This window comes from Egibacter rhizosphaerae (genome assembly GCF_004322855.1).
GTDB classification, from domain to species: domain Bacteria; phylum Actinomycetota; class Nitriliruptoria; order Euzebyales; family Egibacteraceae; genus Egibacter; species Egibacter rhizosphaerae.
The window spans coordinates 155,404-171,778 of sequence record NZ_CP036402.1 but is presented as its reverse complement, the minus strand read 5'-3'; the positions used below and the strand labels follow the sequence as shown (position 1 = coordinate 171,778).

Genomic DNA, 16,375 nt, shown 5'->3' with positions numbered 1-16,375 from the left:
ATGGCCGAGCCCGGGGCAGGGTCCCCGGCCCACCTCCCGGCGAACGCCGCGGAGGAGCGGACGGACCCGGCACGGAGCACGCGCGACCCCACCTCCGCGCTCTTCGCGCGGATCGGCGTGTCCAGGGAGGAGGGCGCCCAGTCGCTCTCGACGCTCGGTGTCTGGACGGCGGACGGGCCGGTGTGGGAGGACGACCGGGGGTGGACCGCGCCGGCCGTGGTCGACGCGTTGACCACGGCGCCCGCGCCGGCCCCGGCCCTGCGCGGGCTCGTGCGGATCGTCGAGACCTACGGCGTGGCGGCCGTGCGCGGGGACCCGCACCTTATCGCCCGGCTCGCGGCTCTCGCCGCGGTCAGCGACGCGCTCGTCGACGTGGCCATCACCCATCCCGAGGTGTTGGAGCTCCTGGCGGGTGTGCTCGATCCCGACCTGGTTGAGCGCGTCCGCCAGCGGGCGAACCAGGCACTGGCCGGCCAGGACGACGAGGGGGCCGCAGCCGGCTTGGCGCGCGTCCAGCGGCTCGGGCTCCTGCGCATCGCCGCACGCGACCTGATCGGTCTCGCGGACACGCCCTCCGCCAGCGCGGAGCTCGCCGACCTGGCGGCCGGCCTCCTGCGAGCCGCTCTCGACCGGGCACAGCGGGACGAGGACGTCCGGGTCGCGGTGATCGGCATGGGTAAGCTCGGCGGACGCGAGCTCAACTACGTCTCCGACGTGGACGTCATGTTCGTGCACGAGGGCGACGGGGACGCGGCGACCCGCGTCTGTCGGCGCTTCCTCGCCCTGCTGCGCGAGCGCACCGCCGACGGCCAGGTCTACGACGTCGACGCCAACCTGCGCCCCGAAGGGCGCGACGGTCCGCTCTCGCGCACGCTCGACGCCTATCGGGCGTACTACGACCGGTGGGCGCACACCTGGGAGTACCAGGCGCTGCTCAAGGCGCGTCCCGTGGCGGGGGATCCCGAGCTGGGGCGGGCGTTCGCCGAGCTCACGGCCCCGTACGTCTGGCCCGACCGGCGCGAGCGGGATGCGATCGGCGAGATCCAGGCCATGAAGACCTCGGTGGAGGAGAGTGCCGCGGTCCAGAAGGCGGGCAGCCGGGAGGTCAAGCTGGCACCCGGTGGGATCCGGGACATCGAGTTCGCGGTCCAGCTCCTGCAACTCGTCCACGGGCGCCACGACCCCGCGCTGCGGAGCCCCAACACCCTGGAGGCGTTGGCCAGCCTCGCCGATCACGGCTACGTCGACGAGGGCGACGCGAACCTGTTCGGCGACGCCTACCAGTTCCTTCGCACGGTCGAGCACCGGCTGCAGTTGCGCGGCCTGAGGCGAACCCACGTGGTGCCGCAGGACGAGGCGCGCCGTGACCGTCTGGCACGGGCGTGCGGGTTCCGTGACATCCGGGCCGAGACGGCCGCGAGCCAGTTCGACCGCGAGTACGCGCGGGTGCAGAGCTACGTGCGGCGCCTCCACGAGAAGCTGTTCTACCGTCCGCTCCTCGGTCGCTTCGCGGAGCTCTCGGCCAGCGACCAGCTCGTCGTCGACGGTGCCGAGAGCGAGCTCGGGCACCAGGCCGCGATCGAACGGCTGGCCGCGCTCGGCTTCGCCGTCCCCGAGCGGGCGCTGCGCGACCTCGAGGCCCTGGCGGGTGGCGTGTCGCGCCGAGCACGGTTGTTGCGCGCCCTGCTGCCGGGCATGCTCGCGACGTTCGCCGAGGCGCCCGATCCGGACGGGGGGCTCTCGGCCTTCCGGGAACTGGCCGAGCGGCTGGAGAAGACGCCGCAGTTCCTGCGCACCCTGCAGGACAACCCGCCCGTCGGGGACGTCCTCGCGCGGGTCCTCGGGCAGTCGCGCCTGGTCGGGGAGTGGCTCGCGCGCCAGCCGGAGCTCCTGCCCGGCCTCGACGGGCCCGAGTTGCCCGGCGCGGAGGACCTGCAGCGGCAGGCGCAGGGTCTGTTGCGTCGCGGTGAGGAGGCAGCTCGGGCATCCGACAGCCTCCGCCGGTTGAAACGCCGCGAGATCGCACGCACGGCGGTGGCCGACCTCCTCGGCCGCGCCGACCTCGCCGCCGTGGCCGGTCAGCTGACCGCGCTCGCCGAGGCTTCCCTCGACGCGGGCGTGACGCTCGCGACGGGTGAGCTCCCGATCTCCTTCGCGGTCATCGGGATGGGCAAGCTCGGTGGGGGGGAGATCGGCTACGCGAGCGACCTCGACGTCATCCTCGTGTTCGAGCCGGCCGAGGCGCGCGCCGAGGCGCTCGAGGTCGCCGACGGACTCGTGCGTTCGCTCTCGGAGATCACCCGCGAGGGCTTCGCGTTCGAGGTCGACCTCGGGCTGCGGCCGGAGGGCCGCGACGGGCCGATCGCGCGAACACCCGACTCGACGGTCACGTACTACCGACAGTGGGCGGACTCCTGGGAGTTCCAGGCACTCACGCAAGCCCGGCACGTCGCCGGCGACGCCTCGCTGTCCGCCCGCGTCCTCGAGGCCCTGACCCCCCTGGTCTACCCCGTCGAGCCGTCGTCGGCTCGGGAACAGGCCATCCGGCAGATGAAGGCGCGGGTGGAACGGGAGCGCGCGGGCGGACGTCGCGGGATCGGGGTGCGCCGGGGTGACCGCACGGACCTGAAACTCGGCCCCGGCGGCTTGGCGGACGCCGAATGGACGGCGCAGCTGCTGCAGTTGCGCCACGGAGGAACGCACGAGTCGCTGCGGGTGCCCGGTACACTGCCCGCGCTCGACGCGCTCGAACGCGAGGTGATCCTGGAGGCCCGGGAGGCCGCGTGGCTGCGCGACGGGTGGCGGCAGCTCGCGAGGATCCGCAACGCGCTGTACCTGGCTGGCCACCGCGAGACCGGCCTCCTGCCGACCGGTCCCGGCCAACTCGATCACGTCGCGCGCATGCTGGGCTACGAGGCGCCGGGCGGCCAGGCGTTGACCGAGGACGTGGGGCGTGCCATGCGTCGGGTCCGGAAAATCCACGAGCGTCGCTTCTACGCTGGCTAACGAGCGGGTATACGGACAACGGCCCTCGGCCCGCGCGGCTGCCCCGACGACCCGGCCGCGCTCTGGAGAGATGACACCTTTCGGGACCTCTGACGACGTCGTCTTCCTGGCGGCACTGTGCGCGGCTCTGCTCCTGCTCGTTGCGGGCATCGTGGAGCGGCGCCGACATCGGGCGCGCCTGGGCGCGGTCGAAGTGCGTGTCGCGGTGAACGGGAGCAGGGGCAAGTCGACTGTCGTGCGTCTGGCGACCGGCGCGCTCGACGCCGGTGGCTTCCGGACGCTCGGGAAGACCACCGGGTCCGAGCCGCGCCTTCTCCGCGCGTGGGAGGGCGAGGAGGAACCCATCCACCGGCGCCCGGAAGGGCCGAACGTGGGCGAGCAGTTGGGGGTCGTCCGTCGCGCGGCGGACCTGGGAGCGGACGCACTCGTCGCCGAGGTCATGGCGATCAACCCGGATTACCAGCGCAGCTTCGTGGACGAGCTGACGGCGGCGAACGTCCTCGTCGTCACCAACGTGCTCGGCGATCATCTCGAGGAGATGGGCCCCACGACCGCGGACGTCGCGGCCGCCTTCGGGGACGCGATGCCCGATCGCGGCACCGTCGTGATCGCCCCGGGACCGCATGCCGACGCCCTGCGATCGGCGGCGCGAGCCCGCGGCAACACGGTCGTGACGGCCGACCCCGAGGCCGTGGATCCCGCCGTCCTGCGCGGGTTCGAGCACCTCGTGTTCGCCGAGCACGTCGCTCTGGTGCTCGCGCTCGCCGACGTGCTGGGAATCCCGGCCGACGCGGCACTGCTTGGCATGCGCGCCGCTCCCGTGGACCCGCTCGCGACACGACTTCTCCCGGTCGGCGACCCCGAGCGTCCCGCGCTGTTCGTCAATGCATTCGGTGCGAACGACCCCACCTCGTCCCTGGCGGTGTGGCAACACGTTCTGGACCGCGGCCACGCCTCCGACGGGCTCGTGACGATCATGAACTGCCGCGGCGATCGCATCGGCCGGACCCGGCAGTTCGTGGAGGAGGTGTTGGGGCATCTGCCGATCGACACCCTCGTCGTGACCGGATCGGCCACCCAGCCGGTGCTCCGGGCGGTCGAGCACGGCGACCTCCGGGTACACGAGGTGCGCGACTACACTGACCTGGCACCGAATCGGGTCGTGGAGGCCCTCCTGCCCTTGCTGACCGATCGGGTGTTGCTCGGCGTCGGCAATCTGCATGGTGGCGGCGTGGAGATCGTCCGAGGCCTCGAGCAGCACGCGGTCGGTCAGCGAGCAGGAACGAGCGGCTAGATGTTCGGAACCGAGCTTTACGTGTCCCTGGTCGTGGGGGTGGTGCTGAGCCTCCTCTACGCCGAGCGCACCGGCGTGATCCCGGCCGGGCTCGTGGTCCCCGGCTACCTGGCGCTGATCTTCGACCAGGTCGTGTTCGTGTCCGCCGTGCTGCTGCTGTCGTTCCTCGCGTTCCTGATCGTCGAGCGCGGGGTGGAGCGGGTGGTGATCCTGTACGGCCGCCGACGGTTCGTCGCCATGCTCTCGGTGGGCATCCTGCTGAAGCTGGCCTTCGATGCCCTGTACCCGACGATGCCCTTCGAGGTCTACGAGTTCCGCGGCATCGGTGTCATCGTGCCCGGGCTGATCGCGAACGCGATCCACCGCCAGGGCGTGCCGCACACGCTCTTCTCCACGTTGTTGCTCTCGGGTCTCACGTTCCTGATCGTGTGGGCCCTCGGCGTGGTGCTCGGGTAGCGCTCGGTGTCGGACGAAGCCACGTCGGCGCGTGTCGGGCTGCGATCCCGGCTACAGCGCATGATCCGACGACACCGTGGGACCGCCACGCGCGACTGCATCCTCGGTGCGGTGGTCGTGCTCGGGATCCTCGTCCTGCTCGGAGACCCTCCCGAGGTGGCCGATGCGGACCAACCCGATCCCGGGGCCGGTCAGGACGGAGCCCGCGCGGAGACCGTGTTCTCGGCCGCGATGGTCGGCGACCTCATGTTCGGGCGCCACGTCGAGGAGGTCACCAGGCGGCAGGGTCCCGAGGCCCCGCTCGAACCGGCGGCCCCGTATCTGGACGCGGACTACGTGTCGGGGAACCTGGAGCAGGTCGTGAGCGAACGCGACGATCTACCCGAGGCGGACAAGCTGATCCACTTGCGCACGGGACCGGCGCCGCTCGAAGCGCTCGACGAGGCGGGCTTCACGACGCTGACGCTCGCGAACAACCACACCATGGATCACGGTCTGCCGGGCCTGGCCGACACGATCGCTGCGCTCGACGAGATCGGCCTCGACCACGTCGGAGCGGGGGAGGACCTCGACGATGCCAGCGACATCCTCTACCAGGAGTTCGGCGATCTCACCGTGGCGACGCTCTCGTTCACCGATGTCTTCGTCGAGGGCTTCGTCGCGCGGGCGTTCCAGGGCGGGGTGCGGTCCGCGGACCCGGATGCGGTCGTCCCCGCGATCGAGCGCGCCCGCAGCGAGGCGGATCTGGTGATCGCCCAGTTCCACTGGGGCGAGGAGTACGACTTCGGACCGAACGCCGATCAACGGGATCTCGCCGAAGTGGCCGCACAAGCCGGCGCCGACGTGGTGGTCGGCCATCATCCGCACGTGCTCATGCCGGTCGAGACCATCGACGACACCCTGGTCCTCTACAGCCTCGGCAACTTCGTGTTCGACCAGGGGTGGACACGCACCCGGGAGACGGCGGTGGCGCGCTACGAGCTGGGGCGGGACGGTGTCGCTCGGGTCGTTTTGGAGCCGATGTACATCCGGGAGGCGACACCGCGCCCGCTCTCGGGGATCGACCGCCCCTATCGCCGCGCGCGCATCCACGATCAGCTCGCCGGGGATCTTGACTGGGAACGCGCGGGAGATGCACTGGTCGCCGAGATCGACCACGGCCATGTTCTGGAGCAGGCGACGGACGAAGGCGAGGGGACCGGCCCGTGACGAACCGTTGGATCAACGTCGTCCTGGGCGTCGTGGTCGTCGCCGGCCTGATCGGCGTGGCGATCTACGAGCAGCCGCGCAGGGCCGAGGAGCGCGCCGAGCTGCTCGGGGAGGAGGTCGACGTCGTCGAGGGGGAGATCGATGCGGATCTCGAGCCGGTGCGTCCCTCCGACGAGGAGGCGGGTGACGGGGTCGACGAGGGTGACGGGGAGGAGGATGCGCCTGCGGAGACGACCTCCTCCGGGGACACCACGTACGGGGTCAGTGCGGGCCATCCGTTGGCGGTCGACGTGGGCATGGACGTGCTCGAGGACGGCGGGAACGCGATGGACGCCGCGGTGGCCGCCTCGTACGCCCTGGGGGTCGTCGAACCGTTCGGCTCGGGCCTCGGCGGCGGGGGAGCGCTCGTGCGCCACGAGCCCGGGGAGGAGCCGCAGGCGTACGACTATCGAGAGATCGCGCCGCAGAGCGGAGAGATCCCGGCGTCCGACATCGGCGTCCCGGGCTTCGCAGCGGGCATGGCCCACGTGCACGAGGCTCACGGCACGGGCGACCTCGAGCGGCTGATCGAGCCGGCGATCGCCCTCGCCGAGCAGGGCATCGAGGTCGACGACTACCTCGCTCAGCGGCTGGAGGACGCCGCCCCGCGCCTGCCGATCAATCGGCTGCCACGGATGTTCCCCGAAGGCGAGCCGCTCGAGAGCGGGGACGCGCTGGTGCAGCCGGAGCACGCCGAAGCACTCCAGCGGGTGCGCGATGAGGGTCCCGAAGCGATCCACGGGGGTGAGATCGGCGAGCGCGTCGCCGAGGAGGTAAGTGGTCTCGAACTGGGCGACTTCGAGCCGTACGAGGTCGAAGAGGTGCCGGTCGCGCGAGGCTCGTTCGCTGGGTACGAGGTCCTGGCCGGGGGTCCGCCCGTCTCCGGTCCGCCGTTGGTGCAGCAGCTGCAGATCAGCGAGGCACTCGGGGTCGAGGATCTCGATCCCGAGGGGGCGGCCTATCATCACGCCGTCGCCCAGGCCTGGCGCAGCGCGGAGGAGGACCGCACGGTCTTCGTCTCCGACCCCGCCTTCGAGGACGTGCCCCTCGAAGAGCTGCTCGACACGGAGTACACCGACGAGAAGGCCGCGGCGATCCCGGACGACGGGTTCGTCGAGGTCGACGAGGAGACGGGCACGACGTCCCCCGAGTCGGAGACGACCCATCTCGTGGTCGTCGATCCCGACGGGACGATGGTCTCGGTCACGAACACCCTGAGCAACTTCTTCGGCTCGGGCCTGCAGGTCGAGGGCTTCTTCCTCAACGACCAGCTCAAGAACTTCTCCCGGGATCCCGAGTCAATCAATTCGGTGGAGCCCGGGAAACGCCCTCGCAGCTTCATCACCCCGGTGATCGTCGCCGACGGCGACGAGCCCCTCCTCGGTCTCGGCTCGCCGGGCGGTCGCAGGATCCCGAGCATGCTCGCGCAGGTGTTGATCCGATGGGCCCACCACGACGAGACGCTGGCGGAGGCCACCGAGGCGCCCCGGTTCCACCTGGAGGGCCGCGAGCTGGAGATGGAGGAGTCGCCGTCCGGCGACCTCGAGGACGGGCTTGTCTCGCGGGGCTACGAGATCGTGGACGACGTGCCGTTCACCGAGTACTTCGGCGCGGTCCAGGCGCTCTCGCGCGACCCCGGCACCGGCGACGTCAGTGGCGTTGCCGACGATCGCCGCACCGGCTCGTGGCGTGCCGTGGGGGACTGACCGCTCGGCGACGCCGGATCCCGCCGCGAGCCGGTACGGTCCGCACCGACGAGACCGCGCCCGGCGGAATCCGCCGGGCGCGGGACGTCACTGGTGCGGGTTGGTTGCCCCTCAGCCACTGGGCACGGGCTCGGCGGCCCACTGGGTCGCGGCGTTGGTCACCAGTCCGGTGATCGCGCCGTAGATCAGGTAGCCGAGGAGGTTGAACCACGCCGCCTCACCGAAGACGAAGAACTCGCCCCCGGTGATGGCGGGCTGGATGAGCAGCACACCGAGGATCCACCAGATCACACCGTGTGCGAGCCCGAGGAGCGCTCCGCGCCCCCAGCTGTGCTCCAGACGCCCGAAGGTCACGGCGTACACGAGGCCGAGGACGCCGGTGACGATCAGCAGGGTCAGCCAGCCGACCCCGACCCCCTCGTTGCCGACGAGGTTACCCACCGTGGCGATGGTCCCACGGGCTTGCAGGATCACTCCGAACACGACGCCGCCGGTCAGACCGCCGACGACGCCGCCGAGCAGCTTCATGCGGTCCATGGGGGCTCACCCCCTTCCTGGCTCGTTTCGGACGAGGCGTTCACCTGTCACGACGGGGATACCCGCGACCGAGCAGGACCCGATCCGCCGAGTCCCCGATCGCCCTCGGAGGATGCCCGTCTCCGGCGCGGGTTACCCCTGGGGGCGGCGGGCACGTGTGCCGGTGAACACGCGTCGGGGGCCACCCGTGGGCGGCCCCGACCAGGTCCCGGTGTCCTACCGCGGTGCCTTACAGGTCATAGTAGAGGTGGAACTCGTAGGGGTGCGGGCGCAGACGCACCTGCTGCACCTCCTCGTCGTACTTGTACTCGAGGTAGGTCTCGATCAGGTCCTCGGTGAAGACGCCACCCTCGAGCAAGAACTCGTGGTCCGCCTCCAGCGCCGACAGCGCCTGCTCGAGGCTCTCCGGCACGGCCGGTAGGTTCTCGAGCTCGGATCGCGGCAGGTCGTAGATGTCCTTGTCGACCGGGTCCGGGGGCTCGATCTTGTTCTTCACCCCGTCGAGGCCCGCCATCAGCATCGCGCTGAACGCGAGGTACGGGTTGCAGGAGGGATCCGGGACGCGGAACTCGATCCGCTTGGCCTTCGGGCTCCGGCTGATCAGCGGGATGCGGCAGGCCGCCGACCGGTTGCGCTGGCTGTACACCAGGTTGACCGGCGCCTCGTAGCCGGGCACCAGGCGGCGGTACGAGTTCGTGGTGGGGTTGCTGAAGGCCAGCACGCTGGGTGCGTGGGCGAGCAGTCCGCCGATGTAGTACCGCGCGGTGTCCGACAGCTGAGCGTAGCCGGCCTCGTCGAAGAACAGGGGCTCACCGTTCTTCCACAACGACTGGTGGGTGTGCATCCCCGAGCCGTTGTCCTCGAAGATCGGCTTGGGCAGGAACGTCGCGCTGCGCCCGTTGCGCCGGGCGACGTTCTTGACGATGTACTTGAACATCATCGTCTTGTCGGCCATCGCGAGCAGGCTGTCGAACTTGATGTCGATCTCGGCCTGGCCGGCGCTACCGACCTCGTGGTGCTGGAGCTCCACCTCCACGCCCGCGCGCTCGAGTTCCAGCGTCATCTCGCTGCGCAGGTCCTGGAAGTGGTCCATGGGCGGGACCGGGAAGTAGCCCTGCTTGTGTCGCGGCTTGTAGCCGAGGTTGGGCTCTTCGTTCTTGCCGGTGTTCCACGGCGCCTCGACCGAGTCGATGTAGTAGTAACTGTGCCCTGGCGTCGTGTCGAAGCGGATGTCGTCGAAGACGAAGAACTCCGCCTCGGGCCCGAAGTAGGCGGTGTCGGCGACGCCGCTCCCGGTCAGGTACTGCTCCGCCTTCTGGGCCACGTAGCGGGGGTCGCGGGTGTAGCTCTCACCCGTCACGGGGTCCTTGACGAAGCAGTTCATCACCAGCGTCTTGTGCTGGCGGAACGGGTCGATCGCGGCGGTCGTCGGATCCGCGACGAGCACCATGTCGGATTCCTGGATCTCCTGGAACCCGCGCACGGACGAGCCGTCGAAACCGAGGCCCTCGCTGAATGCGTCCTCGCCCAGCGCATGGGCCGGGATCGTGAAGTGCTGCATCAGGCCGGGCAGGTCGCAGAACCGGAAGTCGACGAACTCGACCCCCTCGCTCTGCACCCGGCCCATGATCTCGTCTGAGCTCCCCAACTTGCGCTCCTTTCGTGTCACTGGCGTTCCGCACGGGCCGCCGTTGGGGTCAGGGGGCGAACCACCTGACCGCCGTCGCAAGCGGAGACTACGGGCCCGGCTTGTCGCGGCCATTACCCCCTTGTTTCCGACCCGTTACGGGAGTGCCGGAGCGCTCGCGGAGGGCGTTCGGATGCTCAGTCTGACTCCGACTGGTCGTGGGCCGACTGGTCGTGGTCGGGGAGCATCGCGTCCTCGTCCTGCGGCGTTGGCGAGCTGCGGTAGGCCGCTGCACTCGACGGGGCGCGGCGGGTGATGGGCCCCACGTGCTCCTCGTCGGTGCGGGTCCAGATCGTACGCTGCGGGAACGGGATCTCGATGCCCTCGCTGTCGAAGGTGGCCTTGAGGCGCTTGCGGATCTCCCGTTCGACGCCCCACTGCTTGCCGGGCTGCGTCTTCACCACGAGGCGGATCAGGATCTCGCTGGGCCCGAAGTCCTGCACGCCCCAGACCTCGGGCTCCTCGACGAGGAGCACGCGCCACTCCTCGTCACGCCAGAGCTCGTCGGCGACGCCCTTGATCACGTGCATCGCCTTGGGGATGTCCGTGTTGTAGGCGACCCCGATGTCGAGCAGGCTCTGGGCCCACTGCTGGCTCATGTTCCCGATCCGTGTGATGGTCCCGTTCGGGATGTGCCAGACGGTCCCGTGGATGTCGCGGACGCGGGTCGTGCGCAGCGTGATGCCTTCGATCACCCCGATGGCCTCGCCCGCATCGACGATGTCCCCGAGGCCGTACTGGTCCTCGATCAGCATGAAGGTCCCGGCGAGGAAGTCCTGCACGAGCTTCTGGGCGCCGAAGCCGAGGGCGACGCCGACCACGCCGGCGCCCGCGATCAGCGGGCCGAGGTTGATGTCGAACTCCCCAAGGATCATGAAGATCGCGATCGCCCAGATCGCCGCGCCGGCGAGGCTGCGCAGCACACCACCGATCGTCTCGGCCCGCAGGGTCGCGCGACCCAGGTCCATCGGCGTGGTGTCCGCAAGCGGTGCCCGGTTGCGGAGCGTGCCGAGCCGGCCGAGCCCGTCCCCGGCCGCGATGCGGCGGGTGGTGCGTTTGATGAAGCGCCGGACGACCCGGTGGGCGAAGTACGCGATCGCCAGGATCAGCACGATCCGCAGCGCCGGCGGGACGATGGTTTGCGCGAGCTGGGCGATGCCGCTGCGGTCGGTGAGGTCGAGCACGAACTCGTACACCGCACCGCCGGCCTCGGCGGCCGCCTCCCCTGGGCTGGTAGCGAGCAGGGCGTTCGCGGCCATCCCTGCCACTGGGCTGAGCATGACACGGTCCTCGGGTCGGTGGGATGCGACCGCGCAGCCTAGCGAGCGGCCCCTCGTGCGACCGTGTCCGGTGGTCGGAAACGGTGGCGTCGGGGGCGGTGCGTGGGTCTAGGCGTCGACCGGGCTGGGGAGCGAGCCGCTCGGACGGCGCCACACGCCCGCGCTGATGGCCTGCTCGCCCGCTCGGTAGGACGACCGCACGAGCGGTCCGGACTCGACGTGGGCGAAACCCAGCTCGGCGCCGACCGCGCGGTAGCGTTCGAACTCCTCGGGGGTCACGTAGCGCTGCAGGGCGAGGTGCTTGTGCGTTGGCTGCAGGTACTGGTTGACCGTGAGGATGTCGCAGCCGACCCCGGCGAGGTCGCGCATCGCCTCGATCACCTCCTCCTCGGTCTCGCCCATGCCGAGCATGAGGTTGGACTTGGTCGCGCTGTTCGATCGTTCCTTCGCGCCACGCAGGAGCTCGAGGCTGCCGTCGTAGTCGAAGGCGGGCCGCACGTGGCGGAACAGGCGCCTGGGGGTCTCGAGATTGTGCGCGAGGACCTCGGGTTCGGCATCGAGGACGAGCTGCAGCAGATCGGGATCGCCGCGGAAGTCGTCGATGAGCAACTCGACCCCGCAGTGGGGGAGGCGCTGCTTGATCTGGCGGCACGTCTCGGCGTAGAGCCACGCGGCCTTGTCCGACAGGTCGTCGCGGGCGACGCCGGTCACGACCGCGAAGTGCAGGCCCATCGCCTCGACGGCCTCGGCGACCCGCACCGGCTCCTCGGTGTCGTACTCCTTGGGCTTGCCGGTCGCGATCTCGCAGAAACCGCAGCGGCGCGTGCAATCGGGGCCACCGATCAGGAACGTCGCTTCGCGGTTCTCCCAGCACTCGTGGATGTTGGGGCAGTCCGCCTCCTCGCAGACCGTGTGGAGGTCGAGATCCCGCATCGTTCGCTTGATCTCACGATAGTTCGCCCCCGCGAGCGGGGTGTCGCGCTTCAGCCACTTCGGCTTGCGCTCGGGGATCTGTGGTTTGCCCACGACGGTCAGGCGCGTGGCGCCCTCGGGGATCAGCGACGTGGTCACCGGCGACTCCTCCATCGGGTCGGATCGGCCATCCTATGGTCGGCATTCGGCGCGGGTCGGCAACGGGCGATCGTCACGTGCCGGGCTCAGGGCTTGCTGTGTGCCGGCTCGCGGTCGAGCGTGAGGCCGAGGTCGCTCGGTCGAGCCGGCTGGAGCGACACGCCGAGGGCCTCGCCGAGTCGCGGCACCAGCCGTCGGCGGACCTCGTCGACGTGGGTGTCCACGCCCTGCGCGACGAGCGAGGTCACGCCGCGGTCACCGAGCCCGCACGCGACGATGCCCAGGTAGTGGCTGAGGTCCGGGTCGACGTTCAGCGCGAGTCCGTGGCTGGTCACCCGCCCATCGACGGCGACGCCGATCGCGGCCAGCTTGTCGCGAGCCACCCAGACGCCGATGGGGGCGTCATCGTCCAGTTCGTGCGACGCCCGAGCCTGCACGCCGTAGCTGCGCGCGGTCTCCGCGCAGGCCCGCTCGAGCGCTTCGACGTGCGAGCGCACCGCCTTCGCGTGCGGGAGCTTGCGGATCGGGTAGCAGACGATCTGCCCCGGGCCGTGGTACGTGACGTCGCCGCCCCGCTCGACCTCCACGAGGCGGATGTTGCGGCGACCGAGGACGTGGGCGGCGACATCGGCCCGCCGCCCCGCCGTGTAGACGGGGTCGTGCGTGAGCACGAGCACCACGTCGTCGATCTCGTCCGCCGCGCGTGCCGTCACGAGCTGACGCTGCCACCGCAGCGCGTCCTCGTAGGGCACCTCTCCGCACCAGACCGCGAGCATGCTGGTCGTCCTGTCCGGCGTCACCGACGGTTCCGGGCGCGCAGCTGACTAGTAGCCGATCTCGCCCGCCCAGTCGTGGGTCTCGACGACTTCCTTGACGTCGGTCACGTAGCGGGCGGCGTCGGCCCCGTCGATCAGCTGGTGGTCGTAGGTGAGGCACAGATACACCATGTGCCGGATCCCGATCGAGGGTCCCGCGTCGTCGTGGACGACCACCGGGCGCTGCTGGATCGCGCCGGTGCCGAGGATGCCGACCTCGGGGTAGTTCAGGATCGGCGTGTCGAGCAGCACGCCGCGGCTGCCGGTGTTCGTCACCGTGAAGGTGCCGCCCTCGATGTCCTGCATCTCGAGCTTGCCCTTGCCACGGGCCTTGTCGGCGGCGGTGTTGATCGCGCGCGCGAGGGCCGGCAACGTCAGGTCGTCGGCGCCCTTGACGTTGGGGACGAGCAGTCCCTTCTCGGTGTCCACCGCGAGACCCAGGTTCACGTAGTCCCGCAGCTTGACCTTGCCGGCCTGCCAGTCGGCCTGGGCGTTCATGTACGGGTGGCGCTTGAGCGCGAGGACCGCCGCGCGGGCGAGGAACACGAAGGGCGACAGCGACACGCCCTCGTGGGCGCGGAAGGTGTCCTTGTACTGCTCACGCAGGTTCATGATCCGCGTCATGTCGGCTTCTTGGACCGTCGTGAGCTGTGCGGTGTTGGCCAGCGACTCCTTCATCTTGGCCGCGATCCGCTGCCGCACGCGGGACAGGTCCTCGAGGCGCTCCCGCTCCCCGCTGGTCGGGGCGGCGGCGGGTTGTGCGGGCTGGGCGGACTCGGCGGCGGGTGCGGCAGCCGGTTGGGCCGCGGGGGCCGGCTCGCTCGGGGCGGGCTGGCTGGGGGCCGGCTCGGTCGAGGTGGCCTGACCGGAGATCACCGACTCCACGTCCTCGCGGGTGATCCGCCCGCCCTGGCCGGACGCGGGGATCTGTGAGGGGTCGAGGTCGTGCTCGCGGATCAGGCGGCGCACGATCGGCGACATCGGGGTGCCGTCCGTCACCGCCTCGCCATCCCGTGAGGTCGAGGTCCCCGCCTGCGCGGGCGCAGCCTCCTGGGAGGCCGCGGCCTCCTGGGATGCCGCGGCCTCCTGGGCCGGCTCGGGCTGGCGGGTCGACTCCTCGGTGGCCGGTTCCTCGGCCGGTTCCTCGGCCGGGCCTCGCTCCTCGGCCTCCTCGGCGGGGCCCCGCTCCTCGGGGGCCTCCTGCGTCGTCGCGCCGCCACCCTCGGCACCGTCGCCGCCGCCGATGACGGCCACCACCGTCCCGACCTCGACGGTCTCGTCGACGGCCACCTTGATCTCCTGGAGGACGCCGCTGGCGGGTGCGGGCACCTCGGTGTCGATCTTGTCGGAGCTCAGCTCGAACAGGGGCTGGTCGGCCTCGACCTGGTCGCCCTCGCTCACGAGCCAGGACGTGATCGTGCCCTCGGTGACGGACTCACCGAGCTGTGGAAGGGTGACTTCGGTGGCCACGGCGGTGCTCCTCTCGGCTGGTGCGGGCTCGGACGGCTCCACGGCGGCGCCCTCTCCGGGCGGCGGCTGAGCCGCGGGCGCGGGCTCGTCCGTGTCGTCCTCGGCCGGTGTCGCGGGCTCTGCGTCGGGTGGCTGCGGTTCGGGCGTGTCGTCGCTCGGGGCGACGCCGCGACGTCGGCGCCGTGGCTCCTCCGGCGAGCCGCCCCGTCGGCGGCGTCGCGGCTCGCGCACACCGGGTGGGGCGTTGGGTCTGCGTCGCGTCCCGTCGGCCACGTCCACGGTCTCCTTCGCCTCGCCGGTTGGTGGCGTCACCGCCGTTCGCGGCTTGCGGATCAGCCGTGCAGGGCCTTGCCGGCGATCGCGAGGTGGGCCTCCCCAACCGCCTCCGACAGGGTCGGGTGCGGGTGAATGAACTGCCCCACCTCGGTGGGCAAGGCTTCCCAGTTGTAGATGAGCTGTCCCTCGGCGATGAGGTCGGTGGCCTTGGGCCCGACGATGTGCACGCCGAGCACCCGGCCGCCGTCCTTCACGGCGAGCACCTTCACGTGCCCGCTCTCCTTCATCATCATCGCGCGACCGTTGTGGCTGAACGGGTAGGTCGTCTTCTCGAACGCCACCCCCCGCTCGGTCAGTTCCTGCTCGTTGTAGCCGACGCTTCCGACCTCGGGATGTGAGTACGTGACGCGCGGGACGCCGGCGTAGTCGATGGGCACCACCGGCAGCTCGGCGGCCTGCTCGGCGACCAGGAACCCCTCCTGGAACGACGAGTGCGCGAGCCCCAGGGTGTAGGGGGGCAGGATGTCGCCGACCGCGTAGAGGCCCTCGGGGCCCGTGCGGGCGTACTCATCGATCTGGACGAACCCGCGGTCGAGGCGGACCCCCGCCTCCTCGTAGCCCAAGCCCTCGGTGATCGGTCGGCGGCCGATCGCGACCATGAGCACGTCGCCCTCGACGGTCTCCTCGCCCTTCGCCCCCTCGAACGTGACCCGCACGCCGTCCTGGCCCTTCTCGACGGCGTTGACCTTGGCGCCGGTGTGCGCGGTCATGCCGCGGCGCTTCAGCTGCTTGCCGAGCTCCTTCTGGGTGTCGACGTCCTCGTTCGGCACGACACCGTCGAGTGCCTCGATCAGCGTGACCTGCTCGGAGCCGAAGGCGTTCCAGACCGAGGCGAACTCCACGCCGATCGCGCCAGCGCCGATGATGACCGGACGATTCGGCACGTAGTCGAGGTAGAGCGCGTGATCGCTGTCGATCACCCGCTCGCCGTCGGTCTCGGCGCCCTCGATCGGCAGTTGGCGCGGCACGGATCCGGTCGCGAGCACCACCCCGCGGTTGGCCCGCAGGGTGCGCTCGCCCTCGTCGGTGCGGACCGTGACCGTGGCGTGGTCGGAGAGGTGTCCGGTGCCGGCGATCGTCTCGACGCCGCGGGCCTTGAGCGTCATCTGCAGGCCCTTGTGGTTCGCGTCGACGATGCCCTTCTTGTACTCGAGGACCGCCGCCATCTCCACGGCTTCGAAGGTGGCCCGCACCCCGAACTCGTCGGACTTCTGGGCGTGCTCGGCCACTTCGGCGGCCTGCAGGAACGCCTTGGTGGGGATGCAGCCCCAGTGCAGGCAGGTCCCGCCCACCTTGTCCTTCTCGACCAGGGCGACGTGCATGCCGAGTTGTGCGGCGCGCAGGGCGGTCGAATAGCCACCGGTTCCGCCGCCGAGGACGATCAGGTCGTAGGTGTCGGCCATCGCAGCTCCTGCTCTCGGTGAGGGTCGGTCACGGTCAGGGTCGGTCGCGGTCAGGGGCCGCCCTTG

Annotated in this window: 12 protein-coding genes; 5 read left to right on the top strand and 7 right to left on the bottom strand. The window is 70.8% G+C overall.

Features of this window, described 5'->3' with window-relative positions:
• The 5 genes from ER308_RS00705 to ER308_RS00685 all read left to right on the top strand — a co-directional run bounded on the left by ER308_RS00705 (position 1) and on the right by ER308_RS00685 (position 7,710).
• Positions 1–3,006, top strand: a complete 3,006-nt coding sequence (locus tag ER308_RS00705) for a bifunctional [glutamine synthetase] adenylyltransferase/[glutamine synthetase]-adenylyl-L-tyrosine phosphorylase (protein ID WP_131153234.1) — start codon at positions 1–3, stop codon at positions 3,004–3,006.
• 70 nt (positions 3,007–3,076) lie between these two features.
• Complete coding sequence (gene pgsB / locus ER308_RS00700) at positions 3,077–4,300, top strand: poly-gamma-glutamate synthase PgsB (RefSeq protein WP_131153233.1); 1,224 nt, start codon at positions 3,077–3,079, stop codon at positions 4,298–4,300.
• A complete protein-coding gene (gene pgsC, locus ER308_RS00695; RefSeq protein WP_131153232.1) occupies positions 4,301–4,756 on the top strand; it encodes a poly-gamma-glutamate biosynthesis protein PgsC in 456 nt (151 codons plus the stop codon).
• Between the two features lie 60 nt (positions 4,757–4,816).
• A complete protein-coding gene (locus ER308_RS00690) occupies positions 4,817–5,965 on the top strand; it encodes a CapA family protein (protein WP_131153231.1) in 1,149 nt (382 codons plus the stop codon).
• Positions 5,962–7,710, top strand: coding sequence for a gamma-glutamyltransferase family protein (locus ER308_RS00685; RefSeq protein ID WP_131153230.1), 1,749 nt, complete (start codon positions 5,962–5,964; stop codon positions 7,708–7,710). Before ER308_RS00690 ends, ER308_RS00685 begins: the two co-directional genes overlap by 4 nt.
• A 111-nt stretch (positions 7,711–7,821) precedes the next feature.
• On the opposite strand, the gene ER308_RS00680 is transcribed toward ER308_RS00685, so the two are convergent.
• The 7 genes from ER308_RS00680 to lpdA form a co-directional block, all read right to left on the bottom strand.
• On the bottom strand, positions 7,822–8,247 hold the full coding sequence (locus ER308_RS00680) for a hypothetical protein (RefSeq protein ID WP_131153229.1): 426 nt from the start codon (positions 8,245–8,247) through the stop codon (positions 7,822–7,824).
• Between the two features lie 229 nt (positions 8,248–8,476).
• A complete protein-coding gene (glnA, locus tag ER308_RS00675) occupies positions 8,477–9,874 on the bottom strand; it encodes a type I glutamate--ammonia ligase (RefSeq protein WP_131156833.1) in 1,398 nt (465 codons plus the stop codon).
• A 197-nt stretch (positions 9,875–10,071) separates the two neighbouring features.
• Positions 10,072–11,214 carry a mechanosensitive ion channel family protein gene (locus tag ER308_RS00670; protein WP_131153228.1) on the bottom strand — a complete coding sequence of 381 codons (1,143 nt, stop codon included), beginning with the start codon at positions 11,212–11,214 and terminating at the stop codon, positions 10,072–10,074.
• Positions 11,215–11,322: 108 nt separating this feature from the next.
• Positions 11,323–12,285 (bottom strand): lipoyl synthase, encoded by a 963-nt coding sequence (gene lipA / locus ER308_RS00665; protein WP_205745808.1) that lies wholly within the window; start codon positions 12,283–12,285, stop codon positions 11,323–11,325.
• An 86-nt stretch (positions 12,286–12,371) separates the two neighbouring features.
• Complete coding sequence (gene lipB / locus ER308_RS00660) at positions 12,372–13,061, bottom strand: lipoyl(octanoyl) transferase LipB (RefSeq protein ID WP_131153226.1); 690 nt, start codon at positions 13,059–13,061, stop codon at positions 12,372–12,374.
• Between the two features lie 48 nt (positions 13,062–13,109).
• Entirely contained in the window at positions 13,110–14,801 is a 1,692-nt protein-coding gene (gene sucB / locus ER308_RS00655; protein WP_240732149.1) for a 2-oxoglutarate dehydrogenase, E2 component, dihydrolipoamide succinyltransferase, read from the bottom strand.
• Positions 14,802–14,902: 101 nt separating this feature from the next.
• Positions 14,903–16,309, bottom strand: coding sequence for a dihydrolipoyl dehydrogenase (gene lpdA / locus ER308_RS00650; RefSeq protein ID WP_131153224.1), 1,407 nt, complete (start codon positions 16,307–16,309; stop codon positions 14,903–14,905).
• Positions 16,310–16,375: the final 66 nt, after the last annotated feature.

Bases quoted from the DNA above. Each gene is read 5' to 3' on its own strand.
- ER308_RS00705 (WP_131153234.1), top strand. From the start codon at position 1: ATGGCCGAGCCCGGGGCAGGGTCCCCGGCCCACCTCCCGGCGAACGCC.
- ER308_RS00690 (WP_131153231.1), top strand. From the start codon at position 4,817: ATGATCCGACGACACCGTGGGACCGCCACGCGCGACTGCATCCTCGGT.
- pgsB (WP_131153233.1), top strand. From the start codon at position 3,077: ATGACACCTTTCGGGACCTCTGACGACGTCGTCTTCCTGGCGGCACTG.
- ER308_RS00670 (WP_131153228.1), bottom strand. From the start codon at position 11,214: ATGCTCAGCCCAGTGGCAGGGATGGCCGCGAACGCCCTGCTCGCTACC.
- pgsC (WP_131153232.1), top strand. From the start codon at position 4,301: ATGTTCGGAACCGAGCTTTACGTGTCCCTGGTCGTGGGGGTGGTGCTG.
- glnA (WP_131156833.1), bottom strand. From the start codon at position 9,874: ATGGGCCGGGTGCAGAGCGAGGGGGTCGAGTTCGTCGACTTCCGGTTC.
- lpdA (WP_131153224.1), bottom strand. From the start codon at position 16,309: ATGGCCGACACCTACGACCTGATCGTCCTCGGCGGCGGAACCGGTGGC.
- lipB (WP_131153226.1), bottom strand. From the start codon at position 13,061: ATGCTCGCGGTCTGGTGCGGAGAGGTGCCCTACGAGGACGCGCTGCGG.
- ER308_RS00680 (WP_131153229.1), bottom strand. From the start codon at position 8,247: ATGGACCGCATGAAGCTGCTCGGCGGCGTCGTCGGCGGTCTGACCGGC.